This window comes from Pseudoalteromonas sp. APC 3495 (assembly GCF_030407645.1).
Classification (GTDB): domain Bacteria; phylum Pseudomonadota; class Gammaproteobacteria; order Enterobacterales; family Alteromonadaceae; genus Pseudoalteromonas; species Pseudoalteromonas tetraodonis.
Window position 1 is genome coordinate 39,110 of record NZ_JASDDA010000029.1, and the last position, 16,821, is coordinate 55,930.

17 protein-coding genes are annotated in these 16,821 nt (G+C 39.1%); 11 read left to right on the forward strand and 6 right to left on the reverse strand.

The window, feature by feature from the left end:
* Window positions 1-19: 19 nt before the first annotated feature.
* Window positions 20-1,900, reverse strand: a complete 1,881-nt coding sequence (locus tag QL984_RS12385) for an MFS transporter (protein WP_024601434.1) — start codon at window positions 1,898-1,900, stop codon at window positions 20-22.
* Between the two features lie 226 nt (window positions 1,901-2,126).
* On the opposite strand from QL984_RS12385, the gene QL984_RS12390 reads away from it, so the two are divergent.
* From QL984_RS12390 to QL984_RS12400, 3 genes are all read left to right on the forward strand, one after another.
* Complete coding sequence (locus QL984_RS12390) at window positions 2,127-2,906, forward strand: DUF2189 domain-containing protein (protein WP_016900498.1); 780 nt, start codon at window positions 2,127-2,129, stop codon at window positions 2,904-2,906.
* Window positions 2,907-3,083: 177 nt separating this feature from the next.
* Window positions 3,084-3,503 carry a CBS domain-containing protein gene (locus QL984_RS12395; protein ID WP_016900499.1) on the forward strand — a complete coding sequence of 140 codons (420 nt, stop codon included), beginning with the start codon at window positions 3,084-3,086 and terminating at the stop codon, window positions 3,501-3,503.
* 164 nt (window positions 3,504-3,667) lie between these two features.
* Complete coding sequence (locus QL984_RS12400; RefSeq protein ID WP_016900500.1) at window positions 3,668-4,030, forward strand: DUF2237 domain-containing protein; 363 nt, start codon at window positions 3,668-3,670, stop codon at window positions 4,028-4,030.
* A gap of 33 nt (window positions 4,031-4,063) precedes the next feature.
* On the opposite strand, the gene corA is transcribed toward QL984_RS12400, so the two are convergent.
* Complete coding sequence (gene corA, locus QL984_RS12405; RefSeq protein WP_016900502.1) at window positions 4,064-5,020, reverse strand: magnesium/cobalt transporter CorA; 957 nt, start codon at window positions 5,018-5,020, stop codon at window positions 4,064-4,066.
* A 348-nt stretch (window positions 5,021-5,368) separates the two neighbouring features.
* On the opposite strand from corA, the gene dps reads away from it, so the two are divergent.
* From dps to QL984_RS12420, 3 genes are all read left to right on the forward strand, one after another.
* Window positions 5,369-5,893, forward strand: a complete 525-nt coding sequence (gene dps, locus QL984_RS12410; RefSeq protein ID WP_016900503.1) for a DNA starvation/stationary phase protection protein Dps — start codon at window positions 5,369-5,371, stop codon at window positions 5,891-5,893.
* Between the two features lie 185 nt (window positions 5,894-6,078).
* Complete coding sequence (locus QL984_RS12415) at window positions 6,079-7,821, forward strand: SulP family inorganic anion transporter (RefSeq protein WP_024601437.1); 1,743 nt, start codon at window positions 6,079-6,081, stop codon at window positions 7,819-7,821.
* 580 nt (window positions 7,822-8,401) lie between these two features.
* Window positions 8,402-8,845: a c-type cytochrome gene (locus QL984_RS12420; protein ID WP_028835688.1), complete on the forward strand. Its 444-nt coding sequence runs from the start codon at window positions 8,402-8,404 to the stop codon at window positions 8,843-8,845.
* Window positions 8,846-8,917: 72 nt separating this feature from the next.
* On the opposite strand, the gene QL984_RS12425 is transcribed toward QL984_RS12420, so the two are convergent.
* Complete coding sequence (locus QL984_RS12425) at window positions 8,918-9,628, reverse strand: VC0807 family protein (protein WP_028835687.1); 711 nt, start codon at window positions 9,626-9,628, stop codon at window positions 8,918-8,920.
* A 255-nt stretch (window positions 9,629-9,883) separates the two neighbouring features.
* On the opposite strand from QL984_RS12425, the gene QL984_RS12430 reads away from it, so the two are divergent.
* Window positions 9,884-10,660: a hypothetical protein gene (locus QL984_RS12430; RefSeq protein ID WP_290172839.1), complete on the forward strand. Its 777-nt coding sequence runs from the start codon at window positions 9,884-9,886 to the stop codon at window positions 10,658-10,660.
* Between the two features lie 113 nt (window positions 10,661-10,773).
* Window positions 10,774-12,105 (forward strand): MFS transporter, encoded by a 1,332-nt coding sequence (locus QL984_RS12435; RefSeq protein WP_016900508.1) that lies wholly within the window; start codon window positions 10,774-10,776, stop codon window positions 12,103-12,105.
* Window positions 12,106-12,191: 86 nt separating this feature from the next.
* Here the strand turns inward: QL984_RS12435 and QL984_RS12440 are convergent, their stop codons facing one another.
* Complete coding sequence (locus QL984_RS12440; RefSeq protein ID WP_010387555.1) at window positions 12,192-12,902, reverse strand: hypothetical protein; 711 nt, start codon at window positions 12,900-12,902, stop codon at window positions 12,192-12,194.
* Window positions 12,903-12,982: 80 nt separating this feature from the next.
* Complete coding sequence (locus tag QL984_RS12445; protein ID WP_290172840.1) at window positions 12,983-13,840, reverse strand: hypothetical protein; 858 nt, start codon at window positions 13,838-13,840, stop codon at window positions 12,983-12,985.
* 312 nt (window positions 13,841-14,152) lie between these two features.
* Between QL984_RS12445 and QL984_RS12450 the strand changes: the two genes are divergently transcribed.
* The 3 genes from QL984_RS12450 to QL984_RS12460 are packed head-to-tail and all read left to right on the forward strand — an operon-like array spanning window position 14,153 to window position 15,982.
* Window positions 14,153-14,785, forward strand: coding sequence for an energy transducer TonB (locus QL984_RS12450; RefSeq protein ID WP_290172841.1), 633 nt, complete (start codon window positions 14,153-14,155; stop codon window positions 14,783-14,785).
* A 14-nt stretch (window positions 14,786-14,799) separates the two neighbouring features.
* On the forward strand, window positions 14,800-15,390 hold the full coding sequence (locus QL984_RS12455) for a sigma-70 family RNA polymerase sigma factor (RefSeq protein ID WP_131691640.1): 591 nt from the start codon (window positions 14,800-14,802) through the stop codon (window positions 15,388-15,390).
* Window positions 15,377-15,982: a hypothetical protein gene (locus QL984_RS12460; protein WP_290172842.1), complete on the forward strand. Its 606-nt coding sequence runs from the start codon at window positions 15,377-15,379 to the stop codon at window positions 15,980-15,982. The genes QL984_RS12455 and QL984_RS12460 overlap by 14 nt, the downstream gene beginning before the upstream one ends.
* Before the next feature lie 297 nt (window positions 15,983-16,279).
* Here the strand turns inward: QL984_RS12460 and QL984_RS12465 are convergent, their stop codons facing one another.
* The gene (locus tag QL984_RS12465) at window positions 16,280-16,693 is read right to left on the reverse strand and encodes a hypothetical protein (RefSeq protein WP_290172843.1); all 414 of its coding nucleotides are present in this window, start codon (window positions 16,691-16,693) and stop codon (window positions 16,280-16,282) included.
* Window positions 16,694-16,821 lie beyond the last annotated feature (128 nt).

A 16,821-nucleotide genomic window follows, 5' to 3' on the forward strand; every position in this document is an offset into this window, starting at 1 on the left:
GCGCTTTTTTATTATTAAGCTATTTTAAAGCAACCACTCGCTCGCGCAAATCATCGGCATTAACCTTCTGTGCAGCCACCATTTCACCAATGGTGACAGTGACCAACGACCACTTTGGTCTAGGCAATCGCCACTTTGTTTTTCGACTAAACATACTGCCCCATAGTCCATCTAAATGGACAGGAATAACAGGCACCGGTGTGCGCTGAATTATTTTTTCAATGCCACGGCGAAATACATCAACCTCGCCATCTCCACTGAGCTTGCCTTCAGGAAAAATTCCCACCAGCTCTCCACGCTCTAGTGCCTGAGCGATATCGTCAAAGGCTTTATTAAACGCCTTAGGATTTGCTTTTTCACTATCAATTGGAATGGCTTTGGCCATTTTAAACAACCAATTAAGTGCTGGTGAATAATAAATAGGGGCAAACACGACAAACCGAATTGGCCTAGGTGACGCGGCTAAAATAAACATCCAATCAACAAAGCTAACATGGTTACTCACCACCACGGCAGCCCCATCATCGGGCATATTAAGCGTTCCCTTAGTGCGTACTCGATACATGCAAATCGCTAAAATATAAATAATAAAACGTAAGAAAAACTCAGGCACTTTGCTATATATGTACAGCGATATCAGTAAATTAAGCCCTGCTAATAACAACAGTAATTGTGAAATCTCCCAGTGTAAAAGCGTTAGGGTAACAATACTTAAAACAGCGCTGCCCACCATAAATAAGGCGTTTAGTACATTATTGGCAGCAATCACTCGTGAACGGCTATCTGGGTGAGTACGCTGCTGAATAAGTGCATACAGTGGCACCGTATAAAAACCCGCAGCTATACCAATACCAGCCATCCAAATAAAGTGCCAGAGCATATCGCCGGTATTAATCACTTGTTCAAGCGTAAGCAGCGATTCATTAGTTTGGCGATAAAACTCAATGCTTGGCTCTTGGCTTAATAAATATAAAAACAAGCTAATTAAAAGCGCCCCAAAAGGCACAATGCCTAACTCAATACGTGAGCGCGATAGCTTCTCACAAAGTAAAGACCCCAATGCAATACTCAACGAAAACACCACTAAAGCTGAGGTAACCACCAGCTCATCGCCTCCCATTACATGTTTTACATAGTTAGGGAGCGCGGTTAATATCACTGCACCAATAAGCCAAAACCAACTGATCCCCAATACTGATTTACCCACCGACTCGGTTTGTGCGTTAAGCGCATTAAATACACTTTTGGTCGAGGAAATAGGGTTAAGCGATACCTTTAAATTAGCATCATTCGCAGCACTTTTTGGTATAAAACGACTACTCAAATAACCAATAACCGCCAAGCTCACTATCGCGATACTGATATAAACAGGGCCTGCAGCTTGAGTTATATAATAAGTGCCAAATACGGTGCCCAATAAAATAGCCACAAAAGTGCCAGATTCAACTAACCCATTAGCTTTGGTTAATTCATGAGGAGCCACATGCTGCGGTAAAATTGAGTATTTTAATGGCCCAAAAAAAGTGCTTTGTAAACCCATTAAAAACACAGTACCTAACATTAACCAAACCTGCTCGGTTAAAATAGATACCACGCCCACCAGCATTATTGGAATTTCGCAAAACTTTACGATGCTGATCAACTTTGATTTTTCCAACTTTTCTGCAATTTGACCAGCCATGCCCGAAAATAAAAAGAATGGCAAAATAAATAATCCCGCAGCCACGTTAGAATAAAAAGCACCATCGGCCACCGTAGCAGCCTGAAAAATTAAAATAAGGAGGATTGATTGCTTGTAAACATTGTCATTTAAAGCGGAGAAAAACTGTGTCACAAACAGAGGTAAAAACCGTTTACTGCTCAGTAAAGCTCCTTGATATTGTTGTTTATTTTCCTTCATTACGGTCTCTTAAAATTAGCTACAGCGTTTAGATTACCACTGTGTAAAAGAAATACGAACCCACTTTTTTAAGTACGTGCTCAAAAATATACCTAATCGCTAACACGCAATAAAAATGATTAACAAATGAACAATGCAACTAAATCTTGCGTATAAGTTGTTTATGAGTTGTAAATAAAACATCTATGTTCTAAAACTAAAAGGTGACTAAAAAAGGAGCATCTTTATGCCAACTACAAACACAATAGAAAAAGACACCAAATTCGCACGTTGTTTAGAGTGCAACAAAGTAAATACATTTGCCGCTTTTCATTGGCTTTCGTTAGCGTTTAAGGATATGGCGCGCGCGCCCATGCTGAGCTTAATTTACGGTTTAATCTTCACACTTATTCCCGTAGCGATTGTTTACTCTGTTGTACTTACCGACAGCCACCTTGCCATACTGCCAGCCACGGTTGCATTTGCCTTAATAGGTCCTGTGTTTGCGGTTGGTTTGTACGATGTGGCTTGGGAGCTTGAAAAAGGCCATAAACCTACTTTAAGCCATTCATTAAAATCGATGTTTCGTAACCCTGTAGGTGAGTGGGGTTTTGCCGTGTTACTTATGGTAATTATGGTTATTTGGATGCGCTTAGCTGCAATTGTTCATGCATTGTACCCAAGCCATGCAAACCCAACATTTGAAGAGCTTTCGGCGTTTTTAACCATAGGCAGTATTATTGGCGGTATTTTACTGGTTAGTGTGTTTTCAATTTCGGCATTTACCCCGCAAATTATGATGGAAAGACGCGTTGATATAATGACTGCCGTGGTTTCTTCAATACATGCAGTTAAAGAAAACTTTGCAGCCATGCTGGTGTGGTCTATTTGTATATTTGTACTTGTGGCACTGGGCTTTGCTGCGGGTGCCGCTGGATTCATTATTATTATGCCACTACTTAGTTACGCTAGTTGGCACGGTTACATTGCGGTTATTAAAACTAAAAAAGAACGTGGTTACGAATAACATTCACCCATAGTCATTTTTTATCACTTAATAAAACGCTTTAGGGTGTTTTATTAAGTGATGCCTGTTTCCCTCCTGTGAATTAAATCTGCAAAAACCTTGATCTCAATAAGGTGCAAAGCTTAAAAAGCGCGCTAATATAATGTGTTATACCACACGCTTTATAAAGGAATAAACATGAGTCAAAACGTTGCAGACTTAATGACACCTAACCCATTCTCAGTGAATATAAAAAGTACTTTGCACGACGCACATAATTTAATGAAAGAAAAAAATGTTCGTCACATTCCCGTTATCGACGAAGATGGCGCATTTGTTGGCATGCTTACGCAAAAAATTATGGTTGCCAAAGTAATGGGGATCATGGCTACTTTTGGCGCAAATGCATTACAACGCAAAGAAAAACTCACAAAAGTAGAAGATATTATGGTGAGTGACTTTATTAGTGTTACTCCAGCCCAGCCATTATCAGATGTGGTTAAGTTTTTTGTAGAGAATCGCCATGGCTGTATGCCTGTGGTTAGTGAGCAAGGTCAGCTGGTAGGTATTTTAACCTCTTCTGATTTTGTGCGCTTAGCTGCGGCGCTATTATCTTAACTTAATAGCACAATAAAAAACCTGCGTTTTGAATTTACTCAAAGCGCAGCTATTTTATAAACAAATACCTACCCAGAAGCCTCTTCGCATATAGCTAAGTCACTAACAGCCTGTTATGGTAAGCAGCTCTTTTCAGCAGTTATCACTAAAAGGTAATTTGTTATATGGCTAATCAATTAAATGTACTGGGAACTCGCCTACAACTATGTTGTGGCAATGGCGGCTATACTCGCGAAGGGTTTTGCTATGTGCCAGATTCAGACTTTGGTAATCACAGTGTGTGCGCCATTATGACCGACGAATTTTTGCAATTTTCTAAGGCGCAAGGTAACGATTTAATTAGCCCTAATCCTTTATATGATTTTGCAGGCTTAAAAGCTGGCGATAAATGGTGCTTATGTGCGATTCGTTGGTATCATGCCATTGCTGCAAATGTTGCTCCTCCTGTTGTACTTGAAGCAACAAACCAAAAAGCGCTAGATATTATTCCCCTTGAAGTATTAAAAGCACATCAATATACCGGGTAATGATTTGAGCGCTCAGCTTGCAATATTAAAGTATTATAACCACCCTTTATGTTTAAAAAATAAATAAGGGGCAAAGCCCGACAGCAACATAATGCCAATTGCAAATGGATAACCCCATTCCCATTGTAGCTCAGGCATTATATTAAAATTCATACCATAAACACTAGCCACTACTGTAGGCGGTAAGAAAACCACTGAGGCAATAGAAAAGGTTTTAATAATTTGATTTTGTTCAATATTAATAAAGCCTTGTGTTGAATCCATCAAAAAGTTCACCTTGTCGAACAAAAAGGTACAGTGCGACATTAAAGTTTCTATGTCGAGTACAATTTCTCTAAGAGATTCGCGCTCGTCATTTTGCGCGCCTATACGGCGTATTAAAAACGAAATATTGCGTCGCGTATCCATTAAACATAAACGCACCTTACCATTAGCATCTTCTAAGCGAGCTATGCGACCAACCGCCTCTTCTAAGTCTGAGTTATCTTCTTCAAGTACATAAGCACTGAGCTTCTCTAATTGATGATGCATGTCTTCGAGCATATCCGCGTGGTTTTCAACTTTTTGATCAAATAAAGTGATTAATAATTGTTTTGCTGTATCGCATGCCACCTGACCTTTGCGCGCTCTTAAGCGCAGTAGTCTAAAATCAGCCAATTCCTCATCACGAATAGTAAGTAAGCAATTGTTTTGCAACAAACAAGCTACCGTTACAGTATTAAATCGCCCTTCATTAGGTGACATAAACAATGCATGCACATGTAAACCTTCATTATCGATAAAGCACCTAGACGACGTTTCAATCTCTTCTACATCTACCGAATCTGGAAAAGTTATATTGAGCGTTTTTGCAAGCGCATTTTGCTCCTGCGGTGTTGGATTAATAGTATCAATCCAATGTGCATTCTTTATGGATACTTCAACAGGGGTATCAGGTAAAGGCGCTAACTCTTTGATCACTCCTTGCTCGATGGAAAAAAATCTCAACATACACTTCTCCTTTAATGAATCTTTAAGTTGAGTATATGTAACAGGACATTAATCAACAATGATAATACCTTCATTATAACCACTATAAAGGGCACGCTATTCGCTAACACTTTAAAGTACTGCTGTTTTGCAGAATTTACAAAAAAGTGCATATTTTTCATATGCACTTAATCTTACTGCTTTATCAAGTACTATAAATAAAAATTAAACTGCTATTTTTCAGTTAGTTAAAACTATGTCACTATCGGCATGACGATTGCTTCTATAAATACAAGAGGTGTTCGTTATCGCAATTTAAATACTCACTAGAGTAAAGCGAGCACTATTTTTGAAATAGTAGGAGGAATCATGAGTAACAGTAATAATGCAAATAAAGTCGCTGAATTTACCGCTCCCGGTGTAGAAAACGAATCAGCAAATAAAGCAATATCTGTACTAGAAAATCGCATGGTAGCGCTAATTGATTTACAGCTAACTTTAAAACATATTCATTGGAATGTAGTAGGTCCAAACTTTATTGGCGTACATGAAATGCTAGACCCACAAGTAGAAACCGTCCGTGAAATGACCGACACCATAGCAGAACGTATAGCCACTTTAGGCGGCGTCCCAGTTGGCACACCAAAATCGATTGTTGAGCGTCGTACATGGGAAGATTATGCCATAGGTAAAGGCTTAGTAACTGAACACTTAGCCGCATTAGACAAAGTATATAACGGCGTTAACGGTGATCACCGTAAAGCCATAGAATCACTTGCTGAGCTTGATCCGGTATCTGAAGATATGATCATTGCGCAACTTGCAGAGCTTGAGCAATATCAGTGGTTTGTTCGCGCCCACATAGAATCATCTACTGGTCAATTGAATAGCTAATTTTTAAAGCTGTCATTTGACTTACAAAGCCCAGTAACTTGCTGGGCTTTTTTATTTTTAAACTATATTCCTCTTATTAATACACTAGAAATCCCCCTATTTAGCGCATCTAACACGTTTAGTTACTATACTTATTATTAAAGAGAACTTACTATCGACTCCTAATTATTAGCAGGGAATTTGAAGTGTTGTCGCGTCTATATAGCTTTATGCCAGGTTTACACACCTTATTTAATTATCAACGCCAATGGTTTGCAGATGATGTTAGAGCGGCATTATCAGTTGCAGCCGTTGCTTTACCTGTTGCTATAGCTTATGCGCAACTTACAGGCGTTAATGCTGCAGTTGGCCTGTATTCTTGCGTATTACCTATGATGCTTTATGCACTTTTTGGTACCTCTAAACAGCTTATTATTGGTCCTGATGCCGCAACATGTGCGGTTATTGCAGCCGTTGTTACTCCACTTGCTGCAGGCGATAGCTTTAAACATTGGCAATTAGTGATCACCATGACCGCAATGACCGGTTTTTGGTGCTTTATTGCCAGCCGCTTTAAGCTAGGTGTATTAGCCGACTTTTTATCTAAACCAATTTTAATGGGGTTACTAAACGGTGTTGCTATTACCATTATTGTTGGTCAGTTTTCTAAAGTATTTGGCTTTACCTTTGATGAGCGCTACTTGCTTGAGCGTTTAGGTGGCGTTCCTACGTATTTATCGCAAACTCATATTCCCACCTTATTAATGGCTTTATTTACCCTCGGCGTTTACTTTGTGTTAAAGCGCTTAAAACCTACATGGCCAGCCTCTATGTTTGCCATTGCACTAGGTGCGGTATTCGTTTGGTTGTTTAATTTAGAGCAGTTTGAAATAAAAACCATAGGCACAGTAACCGGTGGTTTGCCTGTGTTTAACACTCCAGTATTTGACGTGGGTATTATTCGAGAACTTGTTGTACCAGCACTCAACTTAGCCATAGTTAGCTTTGTCAGCATGATGCTAACGGCGCGAAGCTTTGCAGCGAAGAATGGCTACGACATCGATGCCGATAAAGAATTTAGAGCCTTGGGCATCGCTAATTTAGCGTCAGCATTATCACAAGGCTTTGCCGTTAGTGGTGCCGACTCACGCACAGCCGTAAACGACGACTCTGGCGGAAAAACCCAATTAGTTTCGATTATAGCTGCCGCTATTATTGGCGTTATCGCTCTTTTTCTAACGGCGCCGCTTGAGTTTATTCCCAGTGCTGCACTCGGGATTGTATTAATAATTGCCTCTGTTCACCTGCTTGATTTAAAGGCAGTCTGGCAATTAAAATTTAAAGATAAGCAGGCATTTTACTTAGCCTCAGCCACACTTTTTGCTGTGCTGTTTATTGGTGTTATACCAGGAATTACCCTTGCTGTATTACTAGGGTTATTTCAATTTATTCGAACTGTTATGCGCCCATCAGACACCATTTTAGGTGTGGATATAAAAGGCGTAGTAAGAAGCTTAGACGAAACAGATAAAGCCAAAGCAGTACAAGGGGTTTTTATATATCGTTTTAATTCTCCTTTAACCTATTTTAATGCCAGTTATTTTAAACGCCGCTTGTTAGAGCAATATGCAAGACAAAAAGACGACACGCAATGTGTCATTATTGATGCTGTGCCCTGCTTCACTCATCTTGATTTAAGCGTTATGGCCATGCTCGCAGACCTAGATGTGATATTTAAAAAACGAGGTATTCGATTAGAACTAGCGGGAAGAAAACGCCAGTTACTTTCTTGGTTTAAAACCGCTGGTATCGCCTCAGGTAAAGACGGTATTTATATTCATTCAGACTTATACATTGCCTTACAAAAAAACAGCGTCAGTCAGCATGTCGACGAGGTTACGATGTTTCAATCGCAAAACTCCGAAGAGATAAATGCAGGTAATAATTAGGGTTATTATTTTTCCTCAACTACACTAGGGTCTGTTGACCTTTGTGGATTAAAATTTGTTCAAACTAGGGGCGGTTTAATCGCGGCGCGAGGTTTGTAACCTAGTGGGCTAAGTAAAAACCGAGTAACAAAGAGTAAATCGTCCCTAGGCAGAACCCTTCGGGCAGCGCCTGTTTGGCATTGATGCTACGTTATCGCCTATTTATGGGGAATAACCACACCACATAGGCTCTGTCTTGCCTAAATACCAAACAGACTGCTGCAAATTTAACCTTGAAAGGTCAACAGACCCTAGATGAGTCATTTATTGTGAATGACTCTTTATAAAAACAATAGAGTGTTCAAGCATTTTAATAAATCAACACTTGATAATAAGCGTAGCCTTATTACCTTTTCTTGCTACTTACTAAGCCTTAAAAATACAAACAATAGCCAGATGCAAATATCATACAGCGCAGTAAATACATAGTTTAGTCGCTAATGCGGTCGCTTTTAGTTTTAGCTAATTAGCCATAAGTTGTTTATGGCTATGGTTTATCAATTGCCGCTCACTAAACCCAATGAAAGACAAAGGAGCTACCATGAAATATACATTAATAATTTTATGCTTAATTGCACTTGCAGGTTGCGATAAAGGCGTTGATTCTCCAAGGGGGTTTAGCTTACCAGAGGGAAATGCTGAAAAAGGTAAAGCCGTTTTTATTAAGTATGAGTGTTTGGCATGCCATACGCTTGCAGGTGTAGAAGATGACAGTATAAAAAAACATGACGATATTTCTATCAGACTAGGCGGAAATAAAACCAAAATAGTCACTTATGCTGAGTTAGTTACATCGGTTATTAACCCTTCGCACCGCTTTTCGAGGCCTTACAGAGCTGATGCTAGAACCCCCGATGGAGCATCTAAAATGACGGTATTTAACGACACCATGACCGTTTCTGAACTCACTGATTTAGTGACCTTTTTACAACCAAATTATAAACTTATTCCTTATCACAGAACGAAGTACTCAGATTACAAATAAATACTTATAAGTAAACATCAACAAAAAAGCCGTTATTAAACAACGGCTTTTTATTATAGATTATGGATAACCCTATTCAGCATTAACCATGTCTTCAAACTTCATACCGGTTAATTTAGTTAGTACTTTAATTACATAAACAAAAATACCAATGAGCATGAGCATAGACGGAATAGCAATTACCGGATAACTCAATAGCGTCATTTCACCAAGCTGTTCGTTAAATTCAACGGAGCCTGCAGGGCTGGTAACAATCCATTTAGCAAGGATGTAATTCATCGTAGATGAAAACACAAAGGTCAGCGCTAAGAGGTAATTAGCATTGGTGATTTTTTGTTTAAAGCTTTGTGTATTGCCTCGTGCATCTAAGGCATCGTAAATAGTATCTAGCTTAAATAAAAGTGAGTTTAATAAAAGTTTGGCTAGTAACGGTTTGCCAAAAAAGCCCGACATCAGCACGGTAAAACCAATGATTGCCGGAATAGCTGCTTCTTTAATAGCTAACCACTCAACGTTTAGCTCAAACAAGGCAATACCACCGGTAAGCAAAGTACTTAAAAAGCCTAAAAGCGAGATGAAGTTTAATGAGCCCGCTTTTATAAAATCATAAATACCGTAACTAATAGGGAATATAAGCGCGACAATTAAACCAGTCACACTGCCTAAATATTCAGGGCCAGAAAACTTCATTAAAATGACTGAAGGGATGATGATATTAAAGACTATTTCGATAAGCGGATTATTTTTTTTACGCTTATTTGTAGCTTGATTATTACTGGTCATTTTTAGTTCCAAAAAATATTACTGCTGCCATTAATTTCCCCTAATGTGGAATAAATAATGCTAAATATTGCTTCTTTGCATAATACCCGCAATAAGCCCGCTATTCTAGCATGGCACTTAGTCATATTATTTTATTATGTAGCGCTTACTCTGCAGTAATATAGGTATAAATTGAGGCGTTAATTAAATCACCAGTCGTATTTTCAGCCCTCAAAGACTATATTAAAGCTACAAAAAATAAATTAGTTTAAAGTCATGCTCAGTAGTAAGTATTTATCTACATCGTACTTTTGGTTATTTTTATTGATGGTTTGTGTGCATCAAAAGGTCGCTGCCAAACAAATTATTGCTGTTGCCGAATTAAGTGGACTGTTTCAACACGCTGCTAATAATCAACACCAAGGGGTTTATCATGCGTTATTAACCAAAGCAATCGCAGATACAAAACTGAGTGATCAATACATAATTGAAGTCATGCCAATGAAACGCGCTAAGCTTGAGTTTTTAAAACAAACTGTTGCTTGCTATGCACCAGGTGAGGACACCTTTGATGGCTCAGAAGGGATTACATTACCTAAAAACATTTTACACAGCACACCTTTTAACAAAGCACTGATCAAAGTGGTTTCTAATAACCCAAAGCGAGTTATTTCAAACGTAGGCCAAATTAATAACAGCGATATTATTAGCATTGTTCGAGGGGTGCCCAGTAGTCGTGAGCTAGATAGAATAAAAGAAAAAGCCAAAATAGTAATTGAAGTAAATAGCGAAATGGAAAGCTTACAACTTTTATTACTCGGGCGAGTAGACTTAATATTAGCGTTTTACCCCGATATTAACTTTGCCTATAAAGCGTTAAATATACACCCCCATCTACCCTATAGTAATAACTACTCACCGGTGAGCATTAACGATAATATTATTTGCCACCCAAGCTATAAAAAAGACTTTGAAAAAATAAACAAAAAAATTACCGAATATCTGCAAAACGGTGAAATGAAAATATTATTAAATGATTATTTTATTCATTAACCTCTATTTAAAGCCTGCATAGGGTTGCGCCATATAAAACTCCCTTTTACAGCTTGGAAAACCTTCTCGCTTGCTCTAGTATCTAGTTGTCTTAGCTCATAATTTGCATTTTAATGAAATCATTTCCGTCACTGTACTTTGCCAATTTATTTTTAATTATTGGTACCGGTTTACTTACTACCTATTTAGCGCTTTATTTAGGTAAACAAGGCACGTCTACGTTTTGGATAGGCTTAATGACCTCGTGTTATTACCTTGGCTTATTACTGGGTTCAAAACTTGGCTATCATCTTATTAAATCGGTAGGTCACATCAGAACCTTTGCCGCCAGTACTGCTGCAGTGACAGCCTGTGTGGCTGCTCACGGCGTGAGTGATAATCTTTATATATGGTTAGGCCTTAGGCTTTTTGTTGGCTTAGGTATGATGTGTAATTACATGGTGCTAGAAAGCTGGCTGAATGAACAGTCAGCCCCCGAATCACGCGGCCGCGTATTCTCGTTTTATATGATCACTTCATACTTGGGGATGATTTTAGGGCAATTAGCGCTCGCACAATTTCCTGAGCTAGGTTATGCGCCGCTATTTTTGGTGTGCATGGCGTTAGCAATCGGTATTATTCCTATTTCTATCACCCGTAGAATTCACCCAAAACCCTTAAAACCGATAAAAATGAGCCTATTTGATTACGCTAAAAAAGTGCCACAATCGCTTACCGCGGTCCACTTTGCAGGCATTATCAATGGTAGCTTTTATGGTCTAGCACCTATTTTTGCTAAGCTATCTGGCTTTAACGCCGCTGAAATTGCTATTTTTATGTCGCTAACTATTTTAGCCGGCCTGCTAGCACAGTGGCCAATGGGCATGCTTTCTGACCGTATTCGCCGTAGTTTATTAATTCGTACTAATGCCATAGCCATAGGCATTGTGAGTTTGGCATTGTTTTTATTACCAAGCTCACAGTTAATTGCTTACATACTCACCTTTATATTTGGTTTGTTTGCCTTTACTTTATATCCGCTTTGTTCGGCACTGGCCAATTCGCGAGTTGAAGACGAAGAACGCGTAGGCGTGTCATCAGCGTTATTGGTTGCTTTTGGCGCTGGGGCAGCAATAGGCTCAACAGTTAACGCACAGATCATGAGCTACTTTGGTCACCAAGCATTGTATGCGTCTATTTCGCTATTAACCGTAACCATGTATTTATTACTCACGTTTATTAATTCTAAACAAAAAGTAGAGCAGCCTGAACCCAGTGATTATGTGGTCGGTACGTCCGATGTAACTAACTCGCCACTGGCTGCCACTATGGATCCCCGTATTGAAGAAACTACCGCACAAGATCAAATGTTGGTTGTGGATGACGAAGAAATAGATGATGAGTTTTTTGAACATCCCCAAGGGGAGCTGTTTAAAGATCTTCACGAAGATGACGTGAAAAATTAATTTTTACTGCTTTTAAGTGTTTTAAAAAACACGCTAAGCAAACATCAATTAAGGGAGTCATTATACTCCCTTAATTGTTTTAGATTTTAAGCAAACCCTGTTTCAATATCTCGAAAAGTCCACTTGCCATTTGGATCTGCAATATCAATTAACTCACATGCCTTTTTATTCCATGCAGCCAAGCAAGTAATATAGTTTGTTAGTTGATGATACGCACGATCAGGAGCATCAGGGCGAATTCTCGACATAGTAAACCCTGAATAAGTAGCACCACTACCTACCCAGCTCACAATTGAAGAAGCAACGCTGCCACCAGGAACAGCAAAACCAACTGTTGTGGTAACAAGGCCTAAAATAGTTGCCGCTTTCTCAACACTATTACCTGTTTTCATAATATCTTCGTTTATCACTGGGTGTAATAAAGCTAATAAGTTGATTGCTTGGGGCTGATTTGAAGCAATAGCAACATCGTTAGATGTTTTTGCAACACTACCAGGTGCTGAAGCTCCCCCACGCATAGCTGGAAGTAAGCTATTAAAAGATTTTTGACTATTATTGCTGGTAGAAAAAACAACTGATTGTGTCGTTAAGCCACCGGCTTTAACACGCTTTTGATCCCTAGGAGTTACAGTAGATTTATAGGTGCGTTGTAAGCGGCGATAAACCGCTGCGCTGCACTGCGTCATTTGGATTGCCAAAGCGGCTTGCTCTTTAAAAGCTCGCCCAATAGCGCGCTCGGAAAGTTGAGTTAGCTGCGCTTTTTTCTTCAGCACATTTTGACCAATGATAATATCCACAAAAATATCCTTATTTATTATATGATAAGCCCGATTCTAGCATAATGCTAATCAGAGATAACAGCTCAAAAAGCAAAACTTTATTGGCTTATCTGTGGCTTAATATCGCTTAAATCTAAATGGATAGTCATTTCAAAATTCTCAGGCTGTACAGCAACATCACTTAAACCCGTTCTCGCAAAATAATTTTCAAAGTCTTGCTGATATTTAGCCGAGAACTGCGTATACGCGGTAATAAACAAACTTAGCTTTTTAGCTATTATTGGATAGGTAGCGGCAAGTTCCCGCAATTTTTCAGGTTCTGCAAAGGCAAATTCAGCATAAATATTAAAGTCGTTCTCAATATTAGTTTTACCATATCTAGATAAAAACCCATTTTCATAATCAGGTCCTACATTTCTATCTTGCGTTAAAGCCTCATAGTTCGAGGATACAGGCTTCCACTCTTTTGGCAGCAAAGCTTGCCATGCAAATATAACGAAAGGTGAACGCATATAAACCAACGAGCTAAATTCATGGTGAACTCCTTTCAATGAGTTTTCGAAGTTAAAGTTGGTGCCATTTTGATCTGAAATATTTACTAATATTATGGAGTTGCTTGAGTATGTCCCACCCGCTTCAGCTCCTTCCATAAGCATAGGACCAGAGAGGTAAATAGCGTCAATTACTTCAGTAACAAACCCTTGAGGATAGGTCGTTAATGCGGCCTCAATACCATCAAGTGACTCAGAAGAATCTGCAAGCGTAGTCATTTCCATTTCAAGAATTGGAGGCTCTCCATCACTGACTGCAAATTGTTCAGGAAAAAATAAACGAGGTTCACCAGCTTGAATGTCTACTTGGTATGTTTTGGATAAACGATTAGCTTGCTCTGTTTCACTTTCTAAATATGAACAAGCACTAACTAATAATAAAAAAACAAATATTGCTTTTTTCATTTATAAATCCTTTTTAATGAGCATGCCTGAATAATGCCGCCATTATTGAGAACGAAAGTTTAACAACAGCAGGTAAGCAACTTAAAGCTCTCATTTCATCTACCTAGAGCAAACAAAATAGAAAATAACAGGCAAACCTTAAAATAACTACATTCTTTTAGCCAACCCAAAATAAAAAAATCAAGAGACCTTTTACATAGGTTAAATACTACCCCTGTATTTTTAATTAAATTTTAAAACTATTTAACCCCTTTTCTATTTGCCAGCCGTTATAGCTCTGAAACAACATAATAAGTTAATTTGGAGCGGCTTATGCACACACTTGAATTCCCTAAAAACCCCATGTTCAAAACATCAACAGCTGTTATTGGCGGTGCTGCGATGACCTTTATCGCATTTGCCTTTATGCAATACTTAATTAGTGGCGAGCAAAGAGCGCCTATCAAATTGGGTGATGATATTACTGTTGAGATTTTTCAAGCACCAGAAGATAAACAAACCACGCATATTAAAAGAATACCGCCTCCACCCACACCTAAAATGCCGCCTAAAGCACCACCACGTGTAACACCTAGTAATGAGCCAATAACAGCAATAAGCACAGCACCACCCATAGTAATTGACAGACTTGATGACGATATGAAGCAAACACTGACCCGCCCTACGGGAGATGCTTCACCCATTGTGCGTATAAATCCTAAATACCCAACTAGCGCAGCACGTGATGGTATAGAAGGCTGGGTGCAACTTAGCTTTAATATTTCACCCACAGGTGAAGTGATTGATGCCACAGTAGTAAATGCCGAGCCAAAACGCATATTTGATCGCGAAGCACTTCGCGCTATTAAACGCTGGAAATATCGTCCAAAAATAATTGAAGGTGTGGCACAATTACAAACAGGTCAAACCGTACAGCTTGATTTTAAATTAGACAGTTCGCAGTAAAGGAATAAGCGCCTATGCTATTGAGTATTAAGTCATGGTTATTTGAAGCGCCAAGCAAAGACTGCATGGCGCGGTATGCAAAAAGTGGCGACAACCGCCATTTAGAGCAGCTTATTGCCTTATACAGTAACGATTTATATCACTACCTAGTTACCCAGTCTAATACACATTTAGCATACGACGTAAGCCAACAAACATGGCTAAAGGTTATTGAAAAGCGCCACCTTTACCAAGCACAAACCACGCCCAAAGCCTGGTTATTTAAACTCGCACGCAACACCCTAATAGACGAATACCGCAAACAGCAACACTTTGTCGAGCTTGACGAAAACAGCCAACTACCTGCGCAAAATAACAATCAAAGTGAATTAACAAGTAGTGACTCACACATAGGCGACACACACATAAGTTATGAAGCGTTTAATGCTGCGCTTAAGCAACTTAGTTTTGTGCAGCGCGAAGCCATCACCTTACAACAAGAAGGCTTTAGCCTTGCCGACATAGAGCTTATAACGCAAAGCAACGCCCAAACCATAAAAACAAGGCTACGCTACGCCAAACAAAACCTAAAACAATTATTAGGAGATTATAATGAACAAGCCTGATGAGCAGTTTAATGAAAAGCTCACACAACATTATAACGAACGTAAAGCACGCACCAGACTTTCGCACGCTCAGCAACAGGCGTTAAAACATAGCGTAATCCAAAAACAACCTAAAAAGCTTGGCTTTGCCCTGCAACTCACAAGCCTTACCTGCGCATTGGGCTTACTGGCTTTTATAGTGCTCGACAGTAACAACGTGATAAATACTGCCCCTAAAACCGTATTAAACACCATAGACATACACAACTACTCGTTTATAACAACGCATGAAATAGATCAAACAGGTAGCTACGCAAGCACCATAACGCAACAAAAACGCGCGCTCGACACCCAATTAACAAACGACTTACGCCGCCATCAACAACACCACATAGAATACGGCACGCTCGTAAAGGTCGACAACGACTGGTACATAGCCAGCTGCAATGACGAGGTACTGGTACAGATTAAGCAGTCACTGCTCAGTGATTTAAAAACTAAACACGCGGTTGAAAGTGGCATAAACACCGGTGATATGCTGGCCATGGCACATAACGGCAAAGGGCAGATTGTAGGGCTGAAGCATGCGGGGGTTGGAGTGAGGCAGTGTTAAGAAAACTTGTTAGATAGTACTCAGTTACAAACCTCAATTAAAATTATCTAATATTAACAATAAAACCCGCGTAAGCGGGTTTTTTAGAATTAAGTTAATCCCATATACCTACGGGACTGTCCCAGACACCTACATCTTGTATAATTTTCATAATTTATACTCCATTCCATCTGTTGTGTATAACATCTATAGCAAAGGCTATCTTATAAGACAAGCATAGCAGGGAAAAGTTCAGATTATATACAATAAATCTGCCGGGCAATTTTACTCGCTTATGCTCACATTTACAACATTAAACTATTGATGTTTTTTATGCCACCAAAAAGTTATACCTTGATACGGAAATACACCATGTTTTAGCTCATATTTAACTCTACTTACATACGGGTTCTTAGGGTGATTAATTAAGCTTTTAGGATGATTGGCTTTTGCACCAACTTCTAAGCTAGAAGGAAAGCCAACTTCAAGTTCCATATTTTCTGTTGGCATTAATGTAGTCCATACCTCAGTATCCCCCAATTTTTTAAATGTTCTAGAACAAAATGACACCGTAAACTCTTTAGTGCCAGGTATATTTACACTTTTTTTGAATTCTTTGACTCCTTGGCCCTTACCCTCAGATATATATTTATTGAGTTCTTCATTAATAAGTACTTCATCACCAATTCTGGCCTCATAAATACTAGTATGGTCTCTTAATTTCTCGTTCAAGTCACATGAAACACCACATCTAATTTCATGACTAGTGATTGGAATATCGCTATGAATCGCCCCGAGTTCATCGGAGACCAGTTTGTTTAAGTCAGGCCACTTTACCTGACTCGTTTAAATTATCATAG